Source organism: Bradyrhizobium sp. USDA 4502, from assembly GCF_054063355.1.
In genome coordinates this window covers 3,286,817-3,312,541 of the sequence record NZ_JBSSGF010000001.1, presented here as the reverse complement: position 1 = coordinate 3,312,541, position 25,725 = coordinate 3,286,817, and the positions used below count along the sequence as shown (strand labels likewise).

General features: G+C 64.1%; 24 protein-coding genes and 1 pseudogene. 13 read left to right on the top strand and 12 right to left on the bottom strand.

Features of this window, described 5'->3' with window-relative positions:
* Positions 1 to 7: 7 nt before the first annotated feature.
* The 4 genes from ACVW1B_RS15190 to ACVW1B_RS15175 all read right to left on the bottom strand — a co-directional run bounded on the left by ACVW1B_RS15190 (position 8) and on the right by ACVW1B_RS15175 (position 3,520).
* Positions 8 to 415, bottom strand: a complete 408-nt coding sequence (locus ACVW1B_RS15190) for a hypothetical protein (protein WP_018271884.1) — start codon at positions 413 to 415, stop codon at positions 8 to 10.
* Positions 416 to 572: 157 nt separating this feature from the next.
* Complete coding sequence (locus ACVW1B_RS15185) at positions 573 to 1,853, bottom strand: O-acetylhomoserine aminocarboxypropyltransferase (protein WP_038385449.1); 1,281 nt, start codon at positions 1,851 to 1,853, stop codon at positions 573 to 575.
* Positions 1,854 to 2,001: 148 nt separating this feature from the next.
* The gene (locus ACVW1B_RS15180; RefSeq protein ID WP_057020656.1) at positions 2,002 to 2,586 is read right to left on the bottom strand and encodes a CoA-binding protein; all 585 of its coding nucleotides are present in this window, start codon (positions 2,584 to 2,586) and stop codon (positions 2,002 to 2,004) included.
* A gap of 106 nt (positions 2,587 to 2,692) precedes the next feature.
* The gene (locus ACVW1B_RS15175; RefSeq protein ID WP_253608430.1) at positions 2,693 to 3,520 is read right to left on the bottom strand and encodes an enoyl-CoA hydratase; all 828 of its coding nucleotides are present in this window, start codon (positions 3,518 to 3,520) and stop codon (positions 2,693 to 2,695) included.
* A gap of 70 nt (positions 3,521 to 3,590) precedes the next feature.
* Between ACVW1B_RS15175 and ACVW1B_RS15170 the strand changes: the two genes are divergently transcribed.
* The 5 genes and pseudogenes from ACVW1B_RS15170 (at position 3,591) to ACVW1B_RS15150 (ending at position 6,861) form a co-directional block, all read left to right on the top strand.
* Positions 3,591 to 4,019 carry a PaaI family thioesterase gene (locus ACVW1B_RS15170; RefSeq protein WP_028340177.1) on the top strand — a complete coding sequence of 143 codons (429 nt, stop codon included), beginning with the start codon at positions 3,591 to 3,593 and terminating at the stop codon, positions 4,017 to 4,019.
* 152 nt (positions 4,020 to 4,171) lie between these two features.
* On the top strand, positions 4,172 to 4,636 hold the full coding sequence (gene rplM, locus ACVW1B_RS15165) for a 50S ribosomal protein L13 (protein WP_016840522.1): 465 nt from the start codon (positions 4,172 to 4,174) through the stop codon (positions 4,634 to 4,636).
* Positions 4,636 to 5,112 (top strand): 30S ribosomal protein S9, encoded by a 477-nt coding sequence (gene rpsI, locus ACVW1B_RS15160; protein WP_028333930.1) that lies wholly within the window; start codon positions 4,636 to 4,638, stop codon positions 5,110 to 5,112. Before rplM ends, rpsI begins: the two co-directional genes overlap by 1 nt.
* A 249-nt stretch (positions 5,113 to 5,361) precedes the next feature.
* Positions 5,362 to 6,580: pseudogene (locus ACVW1B_RS15155) on the top strand (GGDEF domain-containing protein).
* 44 nt (positions 6,581 to 6,624) lie between these two features.
* Positions 6,625 to 6,861, top strand: a complete 237-nt coding sequence (locus ACVW1B_RS15150) for a hypothetical protein (protein WP_028333932.1) — start codon at positions 6,625 to 6,627, stop codon at positions 6,859 to 6,861.
* Positions 6,862 to 6,868: 7 nt separating this feature from the next.
* Here the strand turns inward: ACVW1B_RS15150 and ACVW1B_RS15145 are convergent, their stop codons facing one another.
* Positions 6,869 to 8,005 carry an AI-2E family transporter gene (locus tag ACVW1B_RS15145; RefSeq protein WP_253608431.1) on the bottom strand — a complete coding sequence of 379 codons (1,137 nt, stop codon included), beginning with the start codon at positions 8,003 to 8,005 and terminating at the stop codon, positions 6,869 to 6,871.
* A 278-nt stretch (positions 8,006 to 8,283) separates the two neighbouring features.
* Between ACVW1B_RS15145 and ACVW1B_RS15140 the strand changes: the two genes are divergently transcribed.
* Positions 8,284 to 9,054: a gamma-glutamyl-gamma-aminobutyrate hydrolase family protein gene (locus tag ACVW1B_RS15140; protein WP_021079122.1), complete on the top strand. Its 771-nt coding sequence runs from the start codon at positions 8,284 to 8,286 to the stop codon at positions 9,052 to 9,054.
* A gap of 359 nt (positions 9,055 to 9,413) precedes the next feature.
* Positions 9,414 to 10,703, top strand: coding sequence for an IS4 family transposase (locus ACVW1B_RS15135; RefSeq protein ID WP_225642830.1), 1,290 nt, complete (start codon positions 9,414 to 9,416; stop codon positions 10,701 to 10,703).
* Positions 10,704 to 10,716: 13 nt separating this feature from the next.
* Here ACVW1B_RS15135 and ACVW1B_RS15130 read toward each other — a convergent pair.
* Positions 10,717 to 11,480, bottom strand: a protein-coding gene (locus ACVW1B_RS15130) for an IS5 family transposase (protein WP_092083899.1) whose coding sequence is annotated in 2 segments (ribosomal slippage) — positions 10,717 to 11,142 and positions 11,145 to 11,480 — 762 coding nt in all. Because the reading frame shifts where the segments join, the coding sequence is not laid out codon by codon here.
* A gap of 493 nt (positions 11,481 to 11,973) precedes the next feature.
* Positions 11,974 to 12,783, bottom strand: a complete 810-nt coding sequence (locus ACVW1B_RS15125; protein WP_456821734.1) for a hypothetical protein — start codon at positions 12,781 to 12,783, stop codon at positions 11,974 to 11,976.
* Positions 12,784 to 13,543: 760 nt separating this feature from the next.
* Here ACVW1B_RS15125 and ACVW1B_RS15120 point away from each other — a divergent pair.
* Together ACVW1B_RS15120 and ACVW1B_RS15115 are read left to right on the top strand one after the other, a co-directional pair.
* On the top strand, positions 13,544 to 15,817 hold the full coding sequence (locus ACVW1B_RS15120) for a PAS domain S-box protein (RefSeq protein WP_253636033.1): 2,274 nt from the start codon (positions 13,544 to 13,546) through the stop codon (positions 15,815 to 15,817).
* 181 nt (positions 15,818 to 15,998) lie between these two features.
* Positions 15,999 to 17,066, top strand: coding sequence for an ABC transporter substrate-binding protein (locus ACVW1B_RS15115; RefSeq protein WP_456821733.1), 1,068 nt, complete (start codon positions 15,999 to 16,001; stop codon positions 17,064 to 17,066).
* A 274-nt stretch (positions 17,067 to 17,340) separates the two neighbouring features.
* On the opposite strand, the gene ACVW1B_RS15110 is transcribed toward ACVW1B_RS15115, so the two are convergent.
* Positions 17,341 to 18,570, bottom strand: coding sequence for an ABC transporter substrate-binding protein (locus ACVW1B_RS15110; protein WP_456821732.1), 1,230 nt, complete (start codon positions 18,568 to 18,570; stop codon positions 17,341 to 17,343).
* Between the two features lie 184 nt (positions 18,571 to 18,754).
* Positions 18,755 to 19,732, bottom strand: a complete 978-nt coding sequence (locus ACVW1B_RS15105) for a GlxA family transcriptional regulator (protein ID WP_456821731.1) — start codon at positions 19,730 to 19,732, stop codon at positions 18,755 to 18,757.
* Positions 19,733 to 19,884: 152 nt separating this feature from the next.
* Between ACVW1B_RS15105 and ACVW1B_RS15100 the strand changes: the two genes are divergently transcribed.
* Complete coding sequence (locus ACVW1B_RS15100; protein WP_225158964.1) at positions 19,885 to 20,148, top strand: tautomerase family protein; 264 nt, start codon at positions 19,885 to 19,887, stop codon at positions 20,146 to 20,148.
* Between the two features lie 166 nt (positions 20,149 to 20,314).
* Here the strand turns inward: ACVW1B_RS15100 and glnA are convergent, their stop codons facing one another.
* Together glnA and ACVW1B_RS15090 are read right to left on the bottom strand one after the other, a co-directional pair.
* Complete coding sequence (glnA, locus tag ACVW1B_RS15095; RefSeq protein ID WP_028333940.1) at positions 20,315 to 21,724, bottom strand: type I glutamate--ammonia ligase; 1,410 nt, start codon at positions 21,722 to 21,724, stop codon at positions 20,315 to 20,317.
* 151 nt (positions 21,725 to 21,875) lie between these two features.
* On the bottom strand, positions 21,876 to 22,214 hold the full coding sequence (locus ACVW1B_RS15090) for a P-II family nitrogen regulator (RefSeq protein WP_011441447.1): 339 nt from the start codon (positions 22,212 to 22,214) through the stop codon (positions 21,876 to 21,878).
* Between the two features lie 354 nt (positions 22,215 to 22,568).
* Between ACVW1B_RS15090 and ACVW1B_RS15085 the strand changes: the two genes are divergently transcribed.
* The 3 genes from ACVW1B_RS15085 (at position 22,569) to ACVW1B_RS15075 (ending at position 24,827) form a co-directional block, all read left to right on the top strand.
* Positions 22,569 to 24,068: an NAD(P)H-hydrate dehydratase gene (locus tag ACVW1B_RS15085; protein WP_253608436.1), complete on the top strand. Its 1,500-nt coding sequence runs from the start codon at positions 22,569 to 22,571 to the stop codon at positions 24,066 to 24,068.
* Entirely contained in the window at positions 24,058 to 24,183 is a 126-nt protein-coding gene (locus ACVW1B_RS15080) for a hypothetical protein (RefSeq protein WP_309145028.1), read from the top strand. Before ACVW1B_RS15085 ends, ACVW1B_RS15080 begins: the two co-directional genes overlap by 11 nt.
* Before the next feature lie 86 nt (positions 24,184 to 24,269).
* Positions 24,270 to 24,827, top strand: coding sequence for a flavin reductase family protein (locus tag ACVW1B_RS15075; RefSeq protein ID WP_253608437.1), 558 nt, complete (start codon positions 24,270 to 24,272; stop codon positions 24,825 to 24,827).
* Here the strand turns inward: ACVW1B_RS15075 and ACVW1B_RS15070 are convergent.
* Positions 24,824 to 25,723 (bottom strand): LysR family transcriptional regulator, encoded by a 900-nt coding sequence (locus tag ACVW1B_RS15070; RefSeq protein WP_253608438.1) that lies wholly within the window; start codon positions 25,721 to 25,723, stop codon positions 24,824 to 24,826. The genes ACVW1B_RS15075 and ACVW1B_RS15070 overlap by 4 nt on opposite strands.
* Between the last annotated feature and the right edge of the window lie 2 nt (positions 25,724 to 25,725).

The window sequence follows — 25,725 nt, the reverse complement described above, 5'->3', positions numbered from 1 at the left end:
GTCCGCGCTAGCAGTAGCCGTAGACGCCACAGGCGTAGGGCAGGCGGTCCCAATAGGTCACATAGGCACCGCCGTAGTACGGGCCGAAATAGTTGTAGGAGTGCCAGTTGCCGTAATAGCCGGGCAGCGACGACGACCCCGGCAGCAGCGGTTCGCCGGGCACGAACGGGATATACGGCTCGGAATTGAGCGGGATCACCACGGGCTGCTCGACGACCACGAGCTGGCGTCCGCGCCGCACATAGGTCGGCGATGTGATCGTGGTGCGGTAGGCGTAATGCCGGTGCGGCAGGCCCGCCGGCAGCTGGCGCGCGGCCTTGACGGTCGCGCTCTTGGCGACGGCCGGGCCGTCGGCGGCGTCAGCAGGCGGGATCGCAAACAATGCGATCGCGAGCGGCAATGTCCAGCGCAGCATCAATGGTCTCCCGAATCATCCGGAGCCTATCACTGCCACTTTAAGCCGGATTGAACGTTAACGAGAGGCCCGTCGGTATTAAGCGTTAACGGGAGGTCGGTCGCTTTGGGCAAGTTGCCGGAGCGATACGGCGCACCGCTCCGGAACAATTGCGGGATCAGGCGCGCAGGGCCTGGTCGAGGTCGGCGATCAGGTCCTCCTTATCCTCGATGCCGATCGAAAGCCGCACCACCTCGGGCGCCGCGCCCGACCTCACCTTGGCGGCGTCGTCGAGCTGGCTGTGGGTGGTGGAGGCCGGATGGATCACCAGCGAGCGGGTGTCGCCGACATTGGCGAGATGCGAGAACAGCTGCAGGTTCGACACCAGATTGACGCCCGCGTCATAGCCGCCCTTCAGGCTGAAGGTGAACACCGCGCCGGCGCCCTTCGGCGAATATTTGCGCTGCAGGGCGTTGTACCTGTCGCCGGGCAGGCCGGCATAGTTCACCGCTGACACGGCGGGGTGGGTGGAGAGGAATTCCGCCACCGCCTTGGCGTTGTCGCAGTGCTTCTGCATGCGCAGCGGCAGCGTCTCGATGCCGGTCAGGATCATGAAGGCGTTGAACGGCGACAGCGCGGGGCCGAGGTCGCGCAGGCCGAGCACGCGGCAGGCGATCGCGAAGGCGAAGTTGCCGAAGGTCTCCTGGATCCGGATGCCGTGATATTCCGGGCGCGGCTCGCTCAGCATCGGGTATTTGTTGTCCTTCGACCAGTCGAAGGTGCCGGCATCGACAATGATGCCGCCGAGCGAGTTGCCGTGACCGCCGAGGAACTTGGTCAGCGAGTGCACGACGATGTCGGCGCCGTGGTCGATCGGCTTGATCAGATAGGGCGAGGCCAGCGTGTTGTCGACGATCAGCGGCACGCCGGCCTTGCGCGCAACGGCCGCGATCGCCTCGATATCGGTGATGCTGCCTGCCGGGTTGGCGATCGACTCGATGAAGATCGCCTTGGTGTGCGGCGTCACCGCGCGCTCGAAGCTTTCGATCTCATCGGGGTCGGCCCAGGCCACATTCCAGCCAAACGCCTTGAAGGCGTGGGTGAACTGGTTGATCGAGCCACCATAGAGCTTGCGTGCCGCGATGATCTCATCGCCGGGCTTCAACAGCTGCTGCAGCACGACGACCTGCGCCGCGTGACCGGAAGCGACGGCGAGCGCCGCGGTGCCGCCTTCGAGGGCTGCGACACGTTCCTCGAGCACGGCATTGGTCGGGTTGCCGATGCGGGTATAGATGTTGCCGAAAGCCTGCAGGCCGAACAGCGAGGCCGCGTGGTCGGCGTCGTTGAAGACGAATGACGTGGTCTGGTAGATCGGCGTCGCCCGTGCGCCGGTGGTGGGATCAGGCTGCGCGCCGGCGTGCACGGCGAGGGTGGAAAATCCCGGAAGGCGATCGGTCATTCTTTAGTATCCTGTTGTGGCCTGGTCGAAACGCGCGGCATGCTGATGGCGACGGCGCCCGCCGTCAAGCGAGTTGGGCGCATCGCCAGTTTTTGGAGGGGCATCCCGCGCTATACCGGATGATCGCAGCGATTATTCCGCCGCGAAGTCAGGTCGTCTCGGTCTTGTTCTTTGCCGCGCGGTCGGACGCCGCGGTCTGTCCGCCGCCGAAGCTCGTGCGATTGAGCGACAGCCGCATGCCCTGCGTCGGGATCGGCGCGCGTTTGGAACTCAGCGTGCGCGAGTTGACGCCCATCCACGAGATCTCCGACGACAGCCGGCCATACTCGATCTTCGGGCAGCGGTTCATCACCACTTTGAGGCCCGCGGCTTCCGCCTTCTCGGCCGCGGCGTCGTCGCGTGCGCCAAGCTGCATCCAGATCACCTTCGGCGGCGTCGACAATTTCAGCGCCTCCTCGACCACGGGCATGATGTGGCTTGAATTGCGGAAGATGTCGATCATGTCGATCGGCCGATCGATGTCCGCAAGCGAGGCGACGAACGGCTTGCCCATCAGCGTCTTGCCGACATGGCCGGGGTTGACCGGGATCATGTCGTAGCCGCGCTGCGCCAGATATTTGAACGCGAAATAGCTCGGCCGCACATTGACCGGCGAGGCGCCGACCATCGCGATGGTCTTGACGTTGTTCAGAATGCTGCGGATGTAATTGTCGTCGTAGGCGTCGTGATTCATTTTTCTTCCGGGTTTGTCATTCCGGGGCTCGCGCAGCGAGAACCCGGAATCTCGAGATTCCGGGTCTGGTGCTAACGCACCATCCCGGAATGACGACCTCAGGTCGTCACTTGTCCTGCCACTTCGGATCGCGCTTCTCGATGAAGGCACCGATGCCTTCCTCGGCGTCGCGCGCCATCATGTTTTCGGTCATCACCTCGGCGGCGAAGCGATAGGCATCGGCGAGGCTCATCTCGGCCTGGCGATAGAACGCCTCCTTGCCGAGCTTGACGGTGTAGGCCGATTTCAGCGCGACCTTCTCGGCCAGCGCGATCGCAGCGTCGCGTTCGGTGCCCGCGGATACCACGCGGTTGACGAGGCCGATGCCCTGCGCCGTTGCCGCCGAGACCGGCTCTCCGGTCAGCAGCATCTCCATGGCCTGCTTGCGCGGCACGTTGCGCGACAGCGCCACCATCGGCGTCGAGCAGAACAGCCCGATGTCGACGCCCGGCGTTGCGAACGCCGCCGCTTCGGAGGCGACCGCGAGGTCGCAGCTTGCGACGAGCTGGCAGCCGGCTGCAGTGGCGATGCCCTGGACGGACGCCACCACCGGCTTCGGCAGGCGCACGATGGCCTGCATCATCGCGCTGCAGGCGTTCATGATTTGCGCGAAATAGGCGCGGCCGCGGTCGGCATCGCTGCGGCGCGCGGTAAGTTCCTTGAGGTCGTGGCCGGCGCAGAACGCCGGGCCGTTGGCGGCGAGCACGACGGCGCGGATGCGCTTGTCACCGCCGACATCGTTCAGGGCGGCGTGCAGCTCGGCGATCAGGCCCTCGGAGAGGCTGTTGCGCGCTCCGGGGCGATTGAGCGTCAGTAGCGCGATACTGCCGACGGTCTCGCGCAGCAGGATCGGCTGGTGTTGCGGCGCTTCGGCGCGGGCGGCTTGGGCGGACATGCTGAAATTCCACTTTGGTCTCTGTGACAACTTAATGTAACAGGCAGGCTGAAGCGAGGGCAGGGACGGCATGGCGACTGCGAAAATGAGCGTGGCTGACGTGGAGGAGTTCCTGCGGAGGGAATTCCCGCAGGCGTTCGTCCACGACGATGTCCGGATCGAAAGCGCCGACGGCGAGACGGCCCTGCTGCGCCAGCGCTTCAGCGAGCGCATGCTGCGGCCGGGCGGTACGGTGTCCGGGCCGACCCTGATGGGGCTGGCGGATTTCGCGATGTACGTGGTGCTGCTGTCGGCGATCGGGCCGGTTGGCCTTGCCGTGACCACCAACCTCAACATCAACTTCCTGCGCAAGGGTCAGCCGGGGCAGGACGTACTTGCGGTGGCGAGGCTGCTCAAGCTCGGCAAGCGGCTCGCGGTCGGCGAGGTCAACCTGCTGTCCGGCTCGTCTCCCGATCCCATCGCCCATGTCACGGCGACCTATTCCATTCCAAATCAATAGGCTTTTCTACGGTATTATTGCACCATAATTGCAAGCCATTGTTTTTTCTGATGTAATTTGAGCGCGTGGGCGTTGACGCGCGATCGCGGCTTCTCTAGAAAGCTGCCAGTTCGGCGCATACGGCGCCGATTTCTTTTTCACGGATTTCACACATGAGCACGTTCTCGGCCAAGCCCGCCGAAGTGACGAAGAAGTGGGTCGTGATCGACGCCAAGGGTCTGGTCGTCGGTCGCCTCGCCACGCTCGTCGCGATGCGCCTGCGCGGCAAACACCTGCCCACCTACACCCCGCATGTCGATTGCGGCGACAACGTCATCATCGTCAACGCCGCGCATGTGGTGCTGACCGGTCGCAAGCGCGACCAGAAGACCTACTACAAGCACACCGGCTTCATCGGTGGCATCAAGGAGCGCACCGCGAAGCAGATCCTCGAGGGTCGCTTCCCCGAGCGCGTCGTCGAGAAGGCGATCGAGCGCATGATCCCGCGCGGTCCGCTCGGCCGCATGCAGATGGGCAATCTGCGCGTCTATCCCGGTGCTGATCATCCGCATGAAGCGCAAAGCCCCGAGAAGGTCGATATCGCTTCCCTGAATCGCAAGAACACGAGGGCCGCATAATGTCCGATACGTTGCAGTCCCTCGACCAGCTCTCGCAGGTCAAGCCGGCCGCTCCCGACGCGCCGAAATACGTCAAGAAGGTCGACAAGTACAATCGCGCCTACGCCACCGGCAAGCGCAAGGACGCGGTCGCCCGCGTCTGGGTCAAGCCGGGCTCCGGCAAGATCTCGGTCAACACCCGCGAGTTCGAAGTCTACTTCGCCCGCCCGGTGCTGCGCATGATGATCCAGCAGCCGCTGGTCGCTGCCGCCCGTAACGGCCAGTACGACGTGATCTGCACCGTCGCCGGCGGCGGTCTCTCCGGCCAGGCCGGTGCTGTCCGCCACGGCATCTCGAAGGCGCTCACCAACTTCGAGCCCGAGCTGCGCGGCGTCCTCAAGAAGGGCGGCTTCCTGACCCGCGACAGCCGCTCGGTCGAGCGCAAGAAGTACGGCAAGGCGAAGGCCCGCAAGTCCTTCCAGTTCTCGAAGCGCTAATTCGAGTTCTAAAATTCGCGGCAATTGCCGCGGGCATCGAGTTGCAGAGGGCGCCGCGAGGCGCCCTTTTTGCTGCGTCCGACCGGCGATGCTTCGGCGCGAATTAGCGCAGTTTTTCATGAAAACTTGCGTGTGCGTGCAAACGAAATTGGAACTCGCACCTTCTAGCTTGCGGGCTCGCAATGGCGCTGCATCACCGTATTTATTTGCGCCTGCGAACGTTGCATCACACCGGGCTGGGGTGAGTTTATGTCGTTCGATCCATCGACACTTTATTTGTTCGCCACCATGGTCGCGGGCATGCTCGGCGCCATGCTGTGGTTGTTCGGTAGGCAGGAGAACATTTCCGCGCTGAAATGGTGGGGCACCGCCTATCTGCTCGGCGCGGCCTCGGTTGCGGTCTGGACGGTCGGCAGTTCGACGCTCGATCCGATGGTTCTGCTGGGCCTCAATGCGATCGGCTTCGCCGCCTGCGGCGCTGGTCTGGAATGCCGCGCGCATTTTCCACGGCCGCAAGGCCAATTTGCTGGGCCTCGTGCTCGGCCCGATCGCATGGATCGGGGCGGTGACGACGGTTGAGGATCCCGCGATGCGCCTGACGATCGGCGCCGGGATCGTCGCGATCTACGCCGCGCTGACCGCATCAGAACTGTGGAGCGAGCGCCGCCGCGCGATGCAACGGCGCTGGCTTGCGATCGTCATCCCGGTCGCGCACGGTTGCGTCCTGATGCTGCCGATCCTGGTCGGCGACCTGCTGCGATTGAACGGCCAGAATTTCGTCTCCAGCTTTTGGGTCACGCTGTTTTCGATCGAACTCGTGCTGTACGCGATCGGCACGGTGTTCGTGATCTTCATGATGGTGTCGGACCGCGCGGTGGCCGTGCACAAGACGGCCGCGTCGATCGACCCCCTGAGCGGCATGCTCAACCGCCGCGGCTTCACCGAGGCCTGCGCGCGGGTGATCGAGCGCGAGTCCATTGCCGGCCGGCCGGTCACCGTGATGATCTTCGACATCGATCACTTCAAGTCGATCAACGACCGCTTCGGCCATCCCGCGGGTGACGAGATCCTGAAGCTGTTCTCCGCCGTCGTGGTCAACAGCCTCAGGATCAGCGATCTGTCGGGCCGGATCGGCGGCGAGGAATTCGCGGCGCTGCTGCCGTGCTCGCTGGAGGAAGGTGTGCTGGTCGCCGAGCGCGTGCGCGAAGCCTTCGAGAACAGCAACATCACCTGCGAGGAAGGCGCGGTCGACACCACGGTCAGCATCGGCGTCGCCGGTGGCCCCGCCGGCACCGAGCTCGAGGTGCTGCTGGCCTCGGCCGACACCGCGCTCTACCAGGCCAAGCGCGGCGGCCGCAACCGCGTCGAGGCGGCGGAGGAATTGCCGCTCTCGCTTGAGAACTGGCGGCGCAAGACTGCGGGCCTGCCGGCTTCGGCGCGGCAAAAGCCGGCAAGCGTCCGGGCATGAGTGCGGTAACGAGTGGTTAACCATTCGATCCCATGCTTTCGGGCATGGAGTCGATCCGCACCCGCAATCCTCAGTCAGCCCTGATGTCGCTCGAAGCCGACGCGGTTTCGGCGCGCAGCGGTTTCGCCTGCCTGTTCTCGGACTCCCATGAATACGAGACCGCGCTGATCGCTGAACGACGCGCGCAGGGGCGATACCAGCCGCCGAAGAGTCGCTGGCCGATGGTGATGCTGGCCGGCGTAATGCTGATGGTCGCGGGAACGGTGCTGCTGCTCTCCTGACGTGCGGTCACGCGGCCCGCTCCGGATCCTCGGTCTTGAAGTGATCGATCATCACCTTGGCGATCGCCATCAGCGGCAGCGCCAGCGCCAGCCCCCAGATGCCGAACACGACGCCGAGCAGGATCTGGAACGCGAACAGCGTGGCCGGCGGGATGTCGAGCGCCTGGCGCTGGATGATCGGCGTCAGCACGTAGCTTTCCAGCGCGTGCACGCCGAGGAACAGGATGAAGGCCGACAGCGCCGCGATCCATCCGGTCGCCAGACTCGCCAGCACCACGATCAGCCCGCCGAGGATCGCGCCGACGGTCGGAATGAAGGCGAGCAGGCCGGCCTGGATGCCGAGGATGAACGAGCTCGGAATGCCGATGATGGCAAGCCCGATCCAGGTGACGAGGAACACCGCCGTCATCGTGATGATCTGCGCGATCAGCCAGCGCTCCAGCGTCTCGCCGATGCGGTCGACGATGACGGTCGCCTGCGCGCGGTACTTCGCCGGCGCGATGAACAACAGCCCGGCGCGGTAGATGCTCGGCTGGGCCGCGAAGGCGAGCCCGAGAAACAGCACGATGAAGAAGTTGCCGACGACGCTGACTGTGCCGAGCAGCACCTTCAGCGTCTGGCTGATGATGGCGCCGCCGCTTGAGGCGAGCGCACCGGCGCCGGGGATGCCGTGGGACTGGGACGATGGGGGCGTCGTCGTTGTCGTCGTCACGGCGGTGCCTTCGCCCTTCGCCTCGCCCGCGGCATTGGTGAAATCGAGATAGCTGGTGTCGACCCCGTGCTGTTCGAGGAAGTCCTTGACGCTGCCGAGCTGTGATTTGATCGTGTTGCTCAGCACCGTGGCCTGCTGCGCGATCGTGGTGCCGCCGAGGAACACGATGCCGGACAGCAGCCCGGCCATCGCCAGGCAGACGATCGCAAGACGCAACGCGTGGGGCAGCTTGGTCAGCCGGCCGAGCAGGGTGGTCATGGCATTGAGGGCGACTCCGAGCAGCATGCCGGCGAACAGCAGGAACAGGGTCGCGGCAAAATGCCAGGCGAAGGTCAGCAGGGCAGCGAACAGCACCACGCCGATGCCGCCGACGGCGATCGCCCATGCCAAGTCGTTGCGGGCCTGCAGGCGATTGTCAGCCGAGTCTGTCACGGGTGATTCCCCCTTCGCGACGGTGTTTCGAGCAGTCTTTGGCGAAAACCGCGCCGGGATCAAGCTGGCGGGGCCATGCCGGTTCGCCGCTGACGCGCCGCGGCGCCCGGCGCGATCGGTGGGCATCTGGCCGGCTTTGGGTCCCGAGGGGTGCGAATCTGTGCAGGACTGCAAGCCCCCCTGTGCAGATATAGACAGTTGATCCAGCGGGAACTCGAAGGCATGATCGTCTCCGCAACGTCGCAAACTTAGAAGAATCATTGCGCGAGACTTCAATAATGAGACGGCCCGTGGTCGGCGTGATCGGAAACGCCCATCGCATCGAAAATCGTTTCACAGTCCAGATGGTCGGGGAGCGCAACCTTCGCGCGGTTGCCGAGGTGTCGGGCGCGGTGCCGCTGATGTTCGCCGGCAGCCCCGAAATCACCGAGGTCGGCGCCTTGCTCGACGTGGTCGATGGGGTGGTGCTGACCGGGGCCCGCGCCAATGTTCATCCGACCCGCTTCAATACCGAACCTTGCGCCGCCCACGAGCCCTACGACATCCACCGCGACGACGTTGCGCTGGCGCTGTCGGAAGCCTGCGTCGCGCGCGGTGTGCCGATCTTCGGCATCTGCCGCGGCCTGCAGGAGATGAACGTCGCCTTCGGCGGCTCGCTGCATCCGGAGATCCGCGAGATTCCGGGCCGCATGAACCACCGGATGCCGCGGCTGGAGAACGGCGAGATCCATCCTGACCCGACCGTTGTGTTCGCCGACCGTCATGACGTCGCGCTGACGCCGGGCGGCGCGTTCGCAAAAATCCTCGGCCGGGAGACCATTCGAGTCAATTCGCTGCACGGCCAGGGCATCCTCGAGCCCGGCAAGCGCGTCGTGATCGAGGGCATCGCCGAGGACGGCACCATCGAGGCGATCCGCATCGCCGATGCGCCGGGTTTTGCGCTGGGTGTGCAGTGGCACGCCGAATACGATCCGCAGCGCAATCCGATCAACCGCGCGCTGTTCGAAGCCTTCGGCGACGCGCTGCGCGAACGGCGGCGGGCGGCGTAGGACGGTTTCACCGCCTCCGTCCCTGTCCGTTAATCACGACGACGACGCGCTGTCGTCTTGCGAAAGCAAGGGACCCATGCTCCGCAGCGGTTGTTGTGGAGGGGCTCGTCATTGCAGCACTGCTCAACAATGACCATCGGTGGTTGGGTCCCTGCTTTCGCACTAGGGGATGCACACATCTGGTGCGACGGATTGACTCGGGTCAGAGATTGGGGATTCCAGAATCGGGGGTCTCGGTGACTTCTATTACGGCACTTCGGCTTGGGCGGAGGTGCCAGCATGTTGTCGCGGATTGACTGGACGTTGGGCCGGTTCGAGGATGGTCGTCTCGATAAAGGGGGGCGGCGCTCATCGGACGCATGGTCGCGGGCAAGGATGTATGCCTTCGGCGGCTTTCCAAGGGAGACCGCGCGCTGGAGGTGCGGTTCAACCGCTTTCTCGGTAACTCCAAGGTGACGAAGGAGCGCATCATCGAAAGCTGGAGCGAAAGCACGGCTGCGGCGGTTACAGGCCGCCATGTTTTGGCGATCCAGGACACCAGCGAGATCCACTTCAACACCACGCCGCAACGCCGGCGCGGGCTCGGGGAGATCGGCAAGGGCAATCACCACGGCGTGCTGCTGCACCCGATGCTGGCGGTGGATGCGGACAATGGCACCTGCCTGGGACTTTTGAGCGGCGAGGTGTGGACGCGTGAAGGCCCTCGGAGCGTCTCGCATGACAGCCGCGACCTGTCGGACAAGGAATCGCAGCGCTGGATTGCCACCGCCCTTGCGGCCAAGCCGCTGCTTACCGGTGCTGCAATGGTGACCCTGCTTGGTGACCGCGAGAGCGACATCTTTGCTCTTTATGCCAGCGCAGCCGAGCAAGACTACCGCGTGATCGCCCGCAGCATGCATGATCGCAAGCTGGCCGACACGACGGGTTTGTATGCGGCGATCGACGCCATGACGGCGGTAGAGCGTCGCATCATCGAGTTGCCTGCGCGTGCGGGGCGGCCTGCACGTCCGATGGACCTCGAACTTCGCTTCGGCGCAATCGAGCTGGCCCGGCCGCAAAGCAAGTTCCTGCGCCATTTGCCGAAAAGCCTGCATCTGGCCATCGTTGACGTCCGCGAGATCAATGCCGATCCCAACGTCGAGCCGTTGCACTGGCGTCTTCTCACCTCTCACGAGGTCACCAGTTCAGACGATGCCTGGCGCATTGTCGCCTGGTACAAGCAGCGCTGGATCATCGAGCAGTTCTTCCGCGTCCTCAAGACGCAGGGCTTCAAGCTCGAGGATAGCCAGATCGGCACCGCCGGCCGGCTTCTCAAATTGGTTGCCATCGCTGCCAAGGCCGCGATCATCACCATCCAGCTCCTGCAAGCGCGCAACGGGAGCCAGCAGTCGCTTCACGTTGCCTTCAATCCCAGCGAGATCGATGCGTTGACCGCCCTCAATCAGCAGCTTGAAGCCAGGAACAGACGACTGAAGAACCCGCATCCGTCCGATCGTCTTGCCTGGGCGGCCTGGATTATCGGCCGCATTGGAGGATGGGACGGCTATCCGTCCTCCAAGCCACCAGGCCCCATCACCTTCAAAAACGGTCTCGATTACTTCCGCGCCGTCGCTCTCGGATGGAGCCTCAGAAATGTGTGCATGCCCTAGGCGGTGTGGACAGTTATCGCAGCCATAGGACGATGGCTGCGAGAGTGATGACGGCAAGGTAATTTCGGGCGGTCTTTTCGAAGCGGGTTGCGACGCGGCGGAATTGCTTGAGCTTTGAGAAGCAGCATTCGACGAGATGGCGCTGGGCATAGAGATGCTTGTCGAGCGGATACTTGAGCGCGCGTGACGGGTTGTTGGGGATGACGGCGAGCGCGCCCTTGGCTGCAATGTCCTGGCGCAGGTGATCGGCGTCATAAGCCGTATCGGCCATGAAAACCTCGGCAGGCAATCCCTCGATCAATGTGGCGGCTTGCGGTGCATCGCCCTTCTGGCCTGCGGTGATCGTGAACCGTACCGGACATCCCAAGCCGCGAACGGCCATATGTATCTTGGTGCTCAGGCCGCCGCGCGAACGGCCAAGCGCCTGATCTTCAGACCCCCTTTTTTGGCCCCGGCAGCATGCTGATGGGCTCGAACAATGGTGGAATCGACAATCAGATATTCGAAGTCCGGATCGTCGGACATTGCCTCGAAGATCCGCCACCAGACGCCTTTGGCACTCCATCGGCTGAAGCGCCGGAACGCGCTGTTCCAATCCCCGAACGCTTCCGGAAGATCACGCCAGGGAGAGCCCGTGCGAACGATCCACAGCACACCTTCCACGAACATCCGATTGTCGCGCCCGGTCGAGCCCTTCTGGTCAGGCCGGCCTATGATCAGCGGCGCCATCCGCTCCCAAGCCGCATCGCTCAACACCAGACGATCCATCACACCCAAGACTGCCTCCCAAAAGCAGCCTTGAATCTGATTTGCTCCTAAAAGGGAATCCTTAGAGTCCACACCGCCTAGTGCTTTCGCAGGGACGACACCGAATGTGTGGCGTCGTCTGTCCGTCGGGTCGGTTTGTGGCACCTCGGTTCGGGAAGCAATGAAAGACGTGGAGCTTTCCTTTGCCAATCCATGCGAGCCGAGCGGCAGGCGAGTGGATCGTCCACTCAGGGCGTCACGAACGCAAAGTGTGTTGTCCCCGCAACGTCACAAGAGTTCCGTTGAGCATCGTACCTGTTGGGGCTTCACTGTGTGGCAAATTCCCAGTCTAATAACGGCGGACCTGAGGCAAAGATTTTACCACCAAGACGTTCATTTAAGATCAGGTTCAAGAGGCCGCTGACCAGCGCCAGCGGCCTCTTCGTGTTGCTTCATTGATCGCAAAGTGCAGGTATCGGCCGTTGCCGCGTCGACGGCACGCAGGAAGCAGCACGTCACGGCATTAGCGCACTGACCATGGCCATGCCGGCGGTTGCGGTTTGCTGGTGGCGTGCGGCCGCGTCGGGGTTGGCGCCGGTTTGCGCGCCTGGGCAACATCGGTCGACGGCCGCGGACGCGGCAGTGGTATTTCCGGGGCTACCGTTGGCTGTTCGGGGCTTACCTTTGGCTGTTCGGGGCTCACCTTCGGCTCTGCGGCGTTGGCAATGACACCGGCCAGCTGGTCCTGGCTTGCGTTGAGCCGCTCGGTGACCGTCTCGCTTTCGCGAGCCATCTGATCCTGGGTCGCCTTGATCTGGTCGATGATATCTTTGCTGCGTGCCATTTCTGCTTGGCTCGCCTCGAGTTGGCTTGCGACATTTTTATGGTCGCGGACCAATTGTTCTTGCCTCACCTCAAGCTGTTCGACCGCTTGCCTCAAGGCAGCGAGATCGCGCGCCATCGGTTGAAGCTGCTGCGCCAAGTCGGAAGAAAGTGCGGCGGCAGTCGGCGCAACGTCTTTCGGCGCGGCGTCCTTCGGCGGGGTTTGCGCAGGAGGTGAGGAGTGGCCAGGGGAGGCCGCCATCGCCGTATCGCTGGGTGACGACCACCACCAAGCAGCGCCACCAATGCATGCTGCCAGCACGGAACCGACAATGGCCAGGTGGCGCCAATCCGCCAATCGATGAACCGCTTCTAGCGGCGCGTGAAACGCTTTCTTGCCGGTCGGCGGGCCGGAAGGGCTGACTCCTGCTTCGCGCGCGAGGTTCGAAAGCTGCTCTTCCAAGCTCACGAGCCGCCCTTCCGCGACCCTGTCATTCAGCATGGAATCCATTTTGTGCTCCGTAGCAAATGCAAGGTCACCCGCCTTGAGAGCAGATCCGCTCTTCGGCGCGCTAACATTCAACGGGACCCAGATCGGTATTTGCAGCTTAAGCCTACGAGGGATGAGGATGCGGCCTGCACGTCACATCGTCTCTCTTTTTGTAAGCTCATCCTTCCTGAACTGTCCCGACGATTTTGGCCGAGATATTGTTCGTCCGCAATCGGGAACACCGCTTGCCACGGGGCGCTCGAGCTCGTGGATCGAGGTCCTGTTCGGCCGCCTCACGATGCGTCTCGCAGCCGAGGCACGTTACTTCGAGGTGTCGTAAGTCGGCGTTGAGAGCGTCGCCAAGCGCCGGCGAGGGCTGGGCTGGACCCTGAAACGCGGGAGTGTTCCATGTTTGGCGAGCGACCATGTCGGCATCCCGCCTGGCGCGTTCGGCCGACGGCTGACCACGGCGCCAAACATGTACTCCGGGGCCCTCCTGCAAATTCTCGGTATATTGAGTTGTGCTGCCGGCGAGATGTACCGCTGGTCGACAGGTCGCAGCTATACTTCCGGTATTGCGCGTGCGCCGGAATCGGCCTCCCTCCGTACTAATACGGATACGAAAGTGGCGGATTGCGGCGCCGGACTCGGCTAAGCAACAGGGATATTTGCTCCGGCGCCGACGCCCCTTTCCGAATACTGCTTTTCCTTTTCCATTTTCGGGTGCAGCCGACACGAGGGGTTGGTCGGGATGAATTTGTCGGGCCGTCTGGCGATGGGGATGTTGTTTCCCGTCGCCGCGCTCCTGCTCGCGCTGGGCTTCATCCATGGCGTGACCTGGCCGGGCGTTCTGCTCGCGGGTGGCGCGGTTGCGGTGGTATTGATGACGGCTGAGGTGATTGCGAGATCGCTGTCCAGGACGCCCGCCCAGCTGGTGCGGGCGGCGGAGGCGCTGTCGCGCGGCCAGCAGGTCTCGCTCGGCTCAAGCGATGACGGCGAGACCGCTCAGCTCGCGGCGACGCTTGCCGAATTGTCGGCGCAGCTGGGCAGCAGGCAGCACCTGCTGGAGAAGACCGTCGAGAGCATCCGCGATCCGGTGGTGGTCGCCGACGAGCACGGGATGATCGTGATCGTCAACGCCGCGGCGCGACGGCTGTACAGTGTCGAACCCGGTTTTGATACCCTGACCGGCGTTCGCACCTTCCAGAACTATTATGCCGACGGCACCACCGTGATGCCGATCCCGGACACGCCGATGGCGCGTGCGCTGCGCGGCGATGACGTCGACGATTTCGAGCTGATCGTCAAACCGCAACCGCCGCAACCGGCCGTCTTCCTTGTCGTCAACGCGCGGCCGCTGCGCGACGATACCGGCAATCTGCGGGGCGCGGTCGCCGTACTGCATGACGTCACCGCGCAGCGGCGGGCACACCAGGCGCTGGTCGAAAGCGAGCAGATGGCGCAGGCCATCGTCAGGACCGCGCTCGACGCCTTCGTCCAGACCGACCAGGACGGCGTCATTCTCGACTGGAGCCCGCAGGCCGAGGCGCTGACCGGCTGGACGCGCTCCGAGGCGGTCGGTTATCGGGTGGTCGAACTGGTGTTTCCGGAGGAGCTGCGCCTCGCGCACCGGCAGCGGATCACCCGCTTCCTGCAGGAGACCGCGGCCGGCGGCATGGGCATGCGCTTTGAAACGGCGTGCCTGCACCGCGACGGTCACCGGTTCTATGTCGAGGTGTCCCTCAACGCGCTGCGCCGCGGTGACGGCTGGATCATCAATTCCTTTGTCAGGGACGTCAGCCAGCGCCGGATCGCCGAGGAGCAGTTGATCCAGGCCCAGAAGTCGGAATCGCTGGGGCGGCTGACCGGCGGCATCGCGCACGACTTCAACAACATGCTGACCGTGATCACCGGCACGATCGAGATCCTTGCCGACGGCGTCAAGGACAACCCGCAACTCGCCGCGATCGCCAAGCTGATCAGCGATGCCGCCGATCGCGGCGCGCAGCTCACCTCGAGCCTCCTGGCATTCGCGCGCAAGCAACCGCTGCAGCCCGGCGAGACCGACGTCAACGACCTGGTCGGCGAGGTGGTCCGGCTGCTGTCGCAGACGCTCGGCTCGCAGACCGAGATCAGGACGGAGCTCGGCCGCAACGCCTGGCTCGCCTTCGTCGACCGCAGCCAGCTTGGTGCCGCGCTGGTCAATCTCGCCATCAATGCGCGCGATGCCATGCCCGACGGCGGCATGCTGAGCTTTGCGACCCGCAACATCCAGCTCGGGATTCCCGACGCCGTGGCGTGCGGCGTCGAGCGCGCCGGCGATCATCTCGTGATCGAGGTGACCGATACCGGCACCGGCATTTCGCCGACGCATCTAGAGAAGATCTTCGATCCGTTCTTTTCCACCAAGGAGGTCGGGCAGGGCGCCGGGCTTGGGCTCAGCATGGTGTTCGGCTTCGTCAAGCAAAGCGGCGGCGGTATCGAGGTCAAGAGCGAGCAGGGGCGCGGCACCATCTTCAGGATCTATCTGCCGAAGGCCGACGGCACCGCACAGCGCGCGGCGGAGGAGGACGATCTGCCCGTCAGGGGCGGCGACGAGACGATCCTGTGCGTCGAGGACGATCCTACGATCCGGGACTATGTCACGGGCCAGCTCGAAAGCCTCGGCTACCACGTTCTGGTTGCGGCGAACGCGGACGCCGCGCTCGAGATCGTCAAACGCGGCACCGCGTTCGACCTTCTGTTCACCGATATCGTGATGCCCGGCAGCATGAACGGCCGGCAATTGGCGGAGACGCTGATGGCCGGGCGCCCGGCACTGCGGGTGCTGTTCACCTCGGGCTACAGTGACGGCGTGCTGCCCGCGCAGCAGGGGCGTGGCGGCCACGGCATTCCGCTGCTGACCAAGCCCTATCGGCGCGGCGAGCTGGCGCGGATGCTGCGGCGCTGCCTTGATCTTCAGGTCGACTTTCAGGGCGATCCGGTTCCGCAGCCTTATTCCGTGCAGCCCGATCTCGAACGCTTCCTGCGCGAGAATCCGCCCGCGAAGACGTAGCCGCGGCGTGACCTGGATGCCAACGGGTCCGCAAGCGCGGCCCGATGATAAACTGCGCGAAACCCATCATCCCTGATGCGGCCGCTATTTGATGGGTTTCGCTTCGCTCTACCCATCCTACGCGCTAAGCTCCCGCGACAAAGGCGCGGCCGGTCAACGGCCCGATTTCAGGGAGTATGGAATGCAGGACCGCAAATGGTCGAGGCGCGACTGGCTCAAGGTGACGGCGGCCACCGCCGCCGGCATGGTATTCGCGGAGCCGCTGCACGCGGCGGCGCCGCCGGCGGAAGCCGTGACGCCGGAGCTGATCGCAGCCGCCAAGAAGGAAGGCAAGATCTCGTTCTACAGCGCGCTGGAGCTGAACACGGCCGAGCGTCTCGCGCGTGACTTCGAGCAGAAATATCCCGGGATCAGCGTCCGCGTCGAGCGCTCGGGCGCGGAGCGTATCTTCCAGCGCATCGCACAGGAGCAGGGCAGCGGCATCAACGCCGTCGACGTCGCCAATTCCACAGATCCCGCGCATTACCTCGACTGGAAGAAGAACGACTGGCTCGCGGCCTATGTGCCGGAGGACGTCGCCAGGCATTTTCCGGCCGACCAGATCGATCCCGACGGCACCTCGGCGACATCCTGCGCCTGGTTCGAGGTAATCGGCTACAACACCGAGCAGGTGAAGCGCGAGGAGGCGCCGAAGAGCTACGCCGACCTGCTCGATCCCAAGTGGCGCGGCAAGATCGTCAAGGGCCACCCGAGCTATTCCGGCGCGATCATGACCGCGACCTTCGTGCTGGCGCGCGACCTCGGCTGGCCGTATTTGGAGAAGCTTTCGCAACAGCGCGTGATGCAGGTGCAGTCGGCGGCCGATCCGCCGAAGAAGATCCTGCTCGGCGAGCGTGCGGTGATGGCCGACGGCAACGACTATAACCTCGTGCTGGCCAAGGATCAGGGCAAGCCGGTCGAGGTGGTCTATCCCGCCGAGGGCGCGCCGCTGATCATCGTCCCGAGCGGCATCTTCAAGAACGCGCCGAACCCGAATGCGGCGCGGCTGTTCCAGAGCTATTTTTTCAGCGCCGAGACCCAGCAGATGTTGGCTGACGAATTCGCGCACCGCTCGTTCCACGCCAAGGTGAAGGAGAAGGCCGGTCACGCGCCGCTCGACAAACTGAAAATGCTCAAGGCCGATCCGGCCCAGGTGCAGGTGCAGTCGGAGGAGATCAAGGCGAGGTACGCGAAGCTGTTCCGGGTGTAGGTCAAGCTCCGTAGGATGGGTAGAGCGAAGCGAAACCCATCGCTTGTGCAGGGGGCGAGATGATGGGTTTCGCTGCGCTCTACCCATCCTACAGATCCAAGGCTACTAGCGTCATTGCGAGCGAAGCGAAGCAATCCATCTTTCCGGATACGCGGAGAGATGGATTGCTTCGTCGCTTCAGCGCAAAATTGCTTTGCAATTTTGTCGCGAGCTCCTCGCAATGACGCGGATAACGCTCGGACCGCCGGGCGGCGCAGTGAGGGGCTGCGGTCGGCTAACCTCCCACTTCCGCGCTGAGCATCGGCCCGAACAGCTCCCATCGCTCGCCCTTGAGTCGTCTGAGCTGCATCTGCTTGATCGGCGCGAAATCGATCGTGCTGGTGTTCATTGTGATGCCGGGCAGCAGGTTGGTGGTGCGGAAGGCCTTCAGGTTGGCGGCCTGCTTCATGACGTTGGCGCGCGTGAGATCGTCGCCGCACTGCTTAAGCACCTGAACCAGCGTCTGAGCCGCATTGTACCCTGTCATAATCAGGCTGTCGGCCCGATTGCCTTCGGGGAAATATTTGGAGAGATATTCGTCGAACGCCTTCATGCCGGGATCGTCCTTCCATTGCGGATCGAGCGGATCCATCAGGTAGGCCACCGAGATGATGCCTTGTGCGTTCTCGAAGCCGGCAGGCTGGATCACGGCGCCGAGCGAGGAACCTACCGAGTTGAGGATGTGCAGCGGTTTCCAGCCGATCTCGGCCGCCTTCTTGATGGCCTGCGCCGCGAATTTCGGTGTGGCGATGTCGACGAATACATCGGCATTCATCGATTTCATCTTGACGATGTGCGTGTCGATGGTCGGCTCGGCCACCTCATAGGCATCCTCGATCACGATCATCGACGCAGCCTTGTCGCCGAGGCCGTCCTTCAGGCCCTTGAGATAGTCCTTTCCATAATCGTCGTTCTGGTAGAGGACCGCGATTCTGCCGTTCGGCTTTTCCTTCAATATGTGCTTGGCGTAGATCCGTCCCTCGCTCTGATAACTGGGCTGCCAGCCCATGGTCCATGGGAAGCTTTGCGGATCGTTCCACTTGGTGGCACCGGTCTGAATGAACAGCTGCGGTACCTTCTTCACGTTCATGTATTTCTGAATCGCGCCGTTGGATGCCGTGCCGAGAGAGGCGAAGATCAGCAAGACCTCGTCGCCTTCGACCAGCTTGCGCGCCTGCTCGACCGTCTTCGGCGGACTGTAGCTGTCGTCGTAGGAGATGAAGTTGATCTTGCGGCCATTGATGCCGCCCTCGGCGTTGATCTTGCGGAAATAGGCCGCCTGGGCCCGGCCGCTGGTGCCGTAGGCGGATGCGGGCCCGCTATACGGCATGATGTTGCCGATCTTGATTTCAGTATCGGTTGCGCCGATGTCGTATTTCTTCTGTGCCAATGCGCTGCCAGCACAGACAGCGAAAATGATGATGGCGGTCGAAAGCGCCGCCATTCGTCGAGCGACGAAAGACATCTCGTTTCTCCCCATGCAGAAAATGATTGCGTGTTTTATCGGAGGCCGCTTTCGGGTCCTTGCAGGCAGTGAACACCCGAGCCCAGGCGTTGTCGATCCCGGAAACACAACCTTGTGTGCGGTTCGCATCACGTCATCAGGTTCGTCAGCGTTGCTGACCGTAGTCTTCCGGGGCTTCCCGCGATCAGGCCGCGCGCATCGATCGCTGCACGCGGTAGGCCTGGGGTGAGGTGAGCGTGAGCTTGCGGAAGGCTTTTCGAAAGCTGCTCTCGTCCTCATAGCCGGTGGCGCGGGCGATCGCCTTGATCGGCTGCGCCGTGGTCTCCAATAGCGTGCGGGCGTGCTCGACGCGGCGGCGCATGATGAAGGCCTGCGGCGGCTCGTGGGTCAGTTCGCGGAAGCGGCGGTTCAGGGTGCGTTCGCTGAGGCCGAGCGCGTGTGCGAGGCCGCGCACCGTGATCGGGGCCTTGCCGGTGCGGCGCACCAGCATGTCCGCCTTGATCAGCAGCGGATCCTGGCCGAGCATGTAGCCGAGCGGCATGAAGATCGCCTGGGTGCGCTGCGCGGTGTCGATCACCGCATAGTCGGCGCAAATTTTTGCGACCTCCGCGCCTTCGACAAGCTCGATCAGCCGCAGCAACAGATCGACCCACGACATCGGGCCGGCGGCGCAGACCAGGCGATCGGCCTGCGTGATCACGGCATCACCGGCGAGATCGACCTTGGGATGGCGGCGGCGCAGCTCGCTCTGCAGCCACCACGTGATGGTGGCGCGGCGGCCGTCGAGCAGGCCGGCATTGGCGAGCAGCAGCACGCCGCTGCAGAATGCACCGATCAGCCGGCCGCTGGCATGCTGCCGGCGCAGCCAGGCGCCAGCACGGTCATATTGCGGTTGCAGGCGCTCGGCGGTGAGATGATCGACCAGGCTGCCCGGCACGATGATCGCGTCGCACGCCGTCCGCCTGCCCACCGCACCATCGACGGCGAGCAACTTGCCGCCGCCGGCGCGCACCGCCTTGCCGTCGAGCGAGAGCGTCTGCCAGCTGAAGCGCGCCTTGCCGCCGCGCAGCTGCATCACGTGGTTGGCGAGGGTGAGGATGTCGGCGATGCCGGCGACCGCCGATTGCATGCAGCCTTCCAGCGCGAGGATCGCAAGCTTCATGGGACCTCCGGAATTTGCCGTCATGCTAGCCGATCAGCGCAATCGGGCGGTGGCAGATATTGCCCGATCTCTGTCCGATCGGCCACTGCCTGATTGTGCCGTGCCGGTCCATCTTCGCTGCGTTGTCACACCCTCAGCAATGGAGAGAGACCATGCCTTACGTCACCATTTCCACCGTCCGCGGCATCTTCGATGTCGCGCAGAAGCAGGCGCTGCTGGAGCGCGTCACCGACCTCATGGTCGAGATCGAGGGGCAGGGCAACCCGGACTTCCGCCGCAACGTCTGGGTCAAGATCGAGGAGGGTGAGCCGGCGAGCTGGTCGCTCGGCGGCATGATCCCGACGCCCGACATGATCGCCGGTACCTTCGGCGCGCTCGACGCCGGCGGACGGCGGCTCGCCAAGGCGAAGGTGTAACCGCCCTTCGTAGGATGGGTAGAGCGAAGCGAAACCCATCATCTCAAGGCTTGCACCGGTGCGATGGGTTTCGCTTCGCTCTACCCATCCTACGCACCGTTCTCACCCAAAAACAAAAGGCGCTTCCGGTGGAAGCGCCCTTCGCTTGTCGTCGGTGCCGTAAGATTTACAGCGAGTAGTACATCTCGAATTCCACCGGGTGCGGGGTCATTTCGAAACGCGCGACCTCGGTCATCTTCAGCTCGATATAGGCGTCGATGAAGTCGTCGTCGAACACGCCGCCGTTCTTGAGGAACGCGCGGTCCTTGTCGAGGCTCTCGAGCGCCTCGCGGAGCGAGCCGCAGACGGTCGGGATCTGCTTCAGCTCTTCCTTCGGCAGATCGTAGAGGTCCTTGTCCATCGCCGGACCCGGATCGATCTTGTTCTTGATGCCGTCAAGACCGGCCATCAGCATCGCGGCGAAGCCGAGATAGGGGTTGGCCATCGGGTCCGGGAAACGCACCTCGACGCGCTTGGCCTTCGGGTTCGCGGTGTAGGGGATGCGGCAGGCCGCCGAGCGGTTGCGCGCCGAGTAGGCGAGCAGCACGGGGGCTTCATAGCCCGGCACCAGACGTTTGTAGGAGTTGGTCGACGGGTTGGTGAAGGCGTTGATCGCCTTGGCGTGCTTGATGACGCCACCGATGTAGTGCAGGCAGGTCTCCGACAGGTCGGCGTATTTGTTGCCGGCGAAGGTCGGCTTGCCGTCCTTCCAGATGGACTGATGCACATGCATGCCCGAGCCGTTGTCGCCGTAGACCGGCTTCGGCATGAAGGTGGCGGTTTTGCCGTAGATGTGGGCGACCTGGTGGATGCAGTACTTGTAGATCTGCATATGGTCGGCCATCAGCGTCAGGGTGTCGAACTTCATGCCGAGCTCGTGCTGGGCCGAAGCGACTTCATGGTGGTGCTTCTCGACCTTGACGCCCATCTTGGCCATCGCGCCGAGCATCTCCGAGCGCATGTCCTGCACCGAGTCCTGTGGCGGCACGGGGAAGTAGCCGGCCTTGGTGCGGATGCGGTGGCCGAGGTTGCCGCCCTCATATTCGGTCGCCGAGTTGATCGGCAGCTCGGAGGAGTCGAGGCGGAAGCCGGTGTTGTATGGTTCGGCCGAATAGCGCACGTCGTCGAACACGAAGAACTCGGCCTCGGGGCCGACGAACACGGTGTCGCCCACGCCCATCGACTTCACCATCGCTTCGGCCTTCTTGGCGATGCCGCGGGGGTCGCGGTTGTAGGGCTCGCCGGTGGTCGGCTCGAGCACGTCGCACGTGATGACCATGGTGGTCTCGGCGAAGAACGGGTCGATCGTCGCGGTGACCGGGTCGGGCATCAGGCACATGTCGGATTCATTGATCGCCTTCCAGCCGGCGATCGACGAGCCGTCGAACATCGTTCCCTCGGCGAAGATGTCATCGTCGATCATGCTGACGTCGAAGGTGACGTGCTGCCACTTGCCGCGCGGATCGGTGAAGCGCAGGTCGACGTATTTGACGTCGTTGTCCTTGATCGATTTCAGGACGTCTTTGGCGGTCTTCATGAATACCCCTTATGGATGTGCGGGTCGGTTTCCAGCGGAGAGCGACGTTATTCCCGCTTTTGGCGAGTTCGTGTGACTACACAAACGAAATCAGGCTGCCGAAGCAGCCTTTTTTCTCTTTTGCCGTCAGAAAATCCGGATAGCACCGCCCTTAAATAGCGTCCAGCCCGGATTCGCCGGTCCGGATGCGGATGGCTTCCTCGATGTTGGAGACGAAAATCTTGCCGTCGCCGATCCGGCCAGTCTGCGCCGCGCGGCGGATCGCGTCGATCGCCTTCTCGACCAGGTCGTCGCCGATCACGATCTCGATCTTCACCTTGGGCAGGAAGTCGACGATGTATTCCGCACCGCGATAGAGTTCGGCATGGCCCTTCTGGCGGCCAAATCCCTTGGCCTCGGTGACGGTGATGCCTTGCAGTCCGACTTCCTGGAGCGCTTCTTTCACCTCGTCGAGCTTGAAGGGCTTGATGATGGCTTCAATCTTCTTCACTGAGCGCCTCCCGGGCATTGCAGATTGCAGGGTCGAGTTCGATGCGCGTGGGGCGCAGTCTGGTTGGTCTTAAGGCTTCCGGCCGGTGGCCGGAAACACGCGCAATGGTCGCATGAAGCGGCCTTGCGCGCGGCTTCCTCAAAAGCAGGGTCTATGCCAAGTTGTTAAGGTCCCCGATTTCAGAATGTTATCAGCCTTTTAACAGGCAATCGGCTGATATCGAACCACATGGGCTATGATATCCAAGCCTAACAAATAGGCAAATAGATCAATCCGTATGCAGTCGGCCAGTAGAAACCCCACGAACGTCACAGGAATTGCCTCTCGAAAAGGCGAAGCGATTGAGGATTCGGCATGGACGTTCTGACCACGACCGAGATGGAGCGCGCTGACCGGCTGACCATCGCAGCCGGAACGCCGGGCTTTGCGCTGATGATGAGCGCGGGCCAGGCCGTCGCGGAAGCCGCGATGGACCTGGTCGAGGAGGGGCCGATCGTGGTGGTCGCCGGCCGCGGCAACAATGGCGGCGACGGCTTTGTCGCTGCCGCCGAGCTTGCCGCGCGCGGCCGCGAGGTCTCGGTGATCCTGCTCTGCGAGCGCGACAGCCTGCAGGGCGACGCGGCGCTGGCGGCGAAGGGCTGGAAATATCCGGTGCTGCCGTTCAACCCGCAGGCGCTCGGCAAGCCGGCGCTGATCGTCGACGCGCTGTTCGGTGCCGGCCTCAACCGGCCGGTAAAGGGCGATCCGCTGGAGATGATCGCGGCGATCAATGCCAACGGTACGCCGGTGCTGGCGGTCGACCTGCCGAGCGGCATCAACGGCACATCGGGCGCGGTGATGGGCACGGCCGTGCAGGCCACCGAGACCGTCACCTTCTTCCGCAAGAAGCCCGCGCATCTGTTGCTGCCGGGCCGGATGTATTGCGGCCGGGTGCGCGTCGCCGACATCGGTATCGCCGCGCAGGTGCTCGACGAGATCAAGCCGCTGACCGCGGAGAATGCGCCGGAGGCCTGGCGATGGTCGTTTCCGGTACCGCGGATCGACGGCCACAAATACGCGCGGGGGCACGCCGTCGTGGTGTCGGGCGATCTCGCCTCGACCGGGGCGGCACGGCTCGCCGCGCGCGCCGCGCTGCGCGCCGGCGCCGGCCTCGTGACGCTGGCCTCGCCGCGCGACGCGCTTGCCGTCAACGCTGCGGCGCTGACCGCGGTGATGGTGCGCGCGGTCGACAACCCGATCCAGTTCGCCGAGTTGCTTGGCGACAAGCGCCTCAATGCCTGCGTGATCGGTCCTGGCGCTGGGGTCAGCGCGCGGACCCGTGACTTCGTCCACACCGCGCTGTCGGCGCAGCGGCATCTGGTGCTCGACGCCGATGCACTGACCAGCTTTGCCGGCGCGCCGGACCGGCTGTTCGAGGCGATCAAGTCAAGCGCCGGTCAGCAGGTGGTGCTGACGCCGCATGAGGGCGAGTTTCCGCGGCTGTTCAGCGATATTTCCAACAAGCATCCCGGCCGCTCCAAGCTCGAGCGCGTGCGCGCGGCGGCCGAGCGCTCCGGCGCGGTGGTGCTGCTGAAAGGCGCCGACACGGTGATCGCGTCTCCCGACGGCCGCGCCACTGTCGCCGCCAACGCGCCGCCGTGGCTCGCCACCGCCGGCGCCGGCGACGTGCTGTCGGGCATCATCGCGGGTTTCCTGGCCCAGGGCGTCGCGGCCTTCGAGGCGGCCAGCATCGGCGTCTGGATGCACGGCGAGAGCGCGAGCGAGGCGGGCCCCGGCCTGATCGCGGAAGATCTCACCGAAGTGCTGCCCGCCGTGTTCCGCCGTCTCTATGACGAGTTCGGGATTGAGTATTAGGCGGCTCGTGCTGGCCGACATGGATGTTGCCGCGCGCGTGCATCGCGCGGCATTCGATCAGGCGCTGCCGCGGCTCGCCGGCCTGCACACGCCCGGCATTGATCGGATGATCTGAACAACTGGTTAGATATTTGCGTTTCTGCGATCGATCCGGCTGGCCTATACGATTCAAAACCGTCGCCTCTCGCCCGGAACAGCCAGATGAATGCACCGACCAGCCTGCTTTCGACCGCCTCACGGACCGCCGCCGCTCCGGCTCACGGGAGCGTCGACCCCGCGTCCTATCGCGCGGCGATGCGCCACCACGCCGGTGCGGTGACGATCCTGTCGGCGGGCGGCCCGGGCGACAGAACGGGGATGACGGCGACGTCGGTCTGTTCGCTGTCGGACACGCCGCCGCGGCTGATCGCCTGCGTCAACCTCTCGGCGAGCGCGCATGGCCTGATCCGGCGCACCGCCGCGTTCGGCGTCAACATGCTGCACGCCGACCAGGCCGAACTGGCCAACGTGTTCGCCGGCCGCCGCGGCATCGAGCGGGACGATCGCTTTTCCGACGCCGACGGCTGGCTGTCGCTGGCCGCGGGCGCGCCGATCCTTAAGGATGCGCTGATCGGGCTCGACTGCGAGCTGATCGACGAGCATGCGCACGACACGCATTCGATCTTCGTCGGCGCGGTCCGCGCGATGCATCTGCGTGAGGGGGAGACGCCGCTAATCTATTTTGGTGGCGCGTTCTGCGGGTTGGCCCGGCGGACCTAAGGGCGCGGCTTGAGGAATTTGTGAATCACTGATGTCAGCGCGCCGGCGGCCGGCGAGAACGATTGTCCGCGCAGCGAGACGATGCAGACCGTGCGCTCCAGCACAGGATTGACAATCGGCAGCGCCTGCATCGTCTTCCTGACCGGCCGCGGCAAGGCGACCTTCGGCAGGATGCCGACGCCGAGGCCGGCGCCGGCCAACGCGGCCAGCGTATAGCTGTGTTCGACCTCGAACTTGATCTTCATTTGCAGATTGCGCGTGGCGAGCGCACGCTCCAGCATCGAGCGCAGCGCCGCCGATTTTGAGTTCAGCAGGATCGGATAGGCGGACAGTTCGGTGAGGTCGACCGCGCTGCGCTTGCGAAACGGAAACGCTCTTGTCGCCAACGCATAGATCGGGTCGTTGAACAGCGGCGCGAACTGAAACTCGGTCGAGCCGTCCATCTCCGGCCCGATGCCGAAATCCGCCTCGCGCCGGCGCAGGCAGTCCAGCATGTCCTCGGCCGCAAGCTCGCGCAGATTGATGTTGATGCCGGGATAGCTCGCCTGGAAGGCGTGCAGCGCCTGCGGCAGGATGGTCGCGGCAATGGTCGGGACGCAGGCCAGCGACAGCGTGCCGCGCTGGATGTCGATGACCTCACGGATCTCGCGCAGGCCGTTCTCCCATTCGCCGAGCGCGCGCCGCGCATGCGTCAGCAGTTGCAGTCCCTCCGCGGTCAGCTCGACGCGTCGCGTCGTGCGATGAAACAGCGCGGCACCGACCTGATCCTCCAGCAGCTTGATCTGCATGCTGACCGCGGATTGCGAGCGGTTGAGCTGCTCGGAGGCCTGGCGAAAGCTCTTGTTCTCCGCGACCGCGATGAACATGTGCAGCAGCTTGAAATTGATCTGCGACATCG